Genomic DNA, 229 nt, shown 5'->3' with positions numbered 1-229 from the left:
ACCAGCCCCTGGGTCCGCCGCGCCTTCACGTCCGCCCCGTGGCCAAAGCAGAGCTCATCGCCGCCATCGCCAGTGAGGATCGTGCGGCACGAGGCGCCGGCCGCCTCCGCCGCCAGCAGTGTTGGAATGGCGGACGAGTCGGCATAGGGATCGCAGTTGTCGCGGGGCATCATCTCGACCAGGCTGATCGCATTCGCGTCGTCCATGTGCAGGCGTGTGTTTCGGGTGA

1 protein-coding gene is annotated in these 229 nt (G+C 67.7%); it reads right to left on the bottom strand.

Annotated features, from left to right (window positions below; all coding sequences use genetic code 11):
• A partial coding sequence (locus tag ACQG3P_RS25695; protein ID WP_426806621.1) for an asparagine synthase-related protein occupies positions 1-206 on the bottom strand: 206 nt, incomplete at its 3' end.
• Between the last annotated feature and the right edge of the window lie 23 nt (positions 207-229).

The sequence above is a fragment of the Stenotrophomonas sp. SrG genome (assembly GCF_050031795.1).
GTDB lineage: Bacteria > Pseudomonadota > Gammaproteobacteria > Xanthomonadales > Xanthomonadaceae > Stenotrophomonas > Stenotrophomonas rhizophila_A.
The sequence above is the reverse complement of the archived record's forward strand: the minus strand, read 5'-3'. Positions and strand labels throughout refer to the sequence as shown.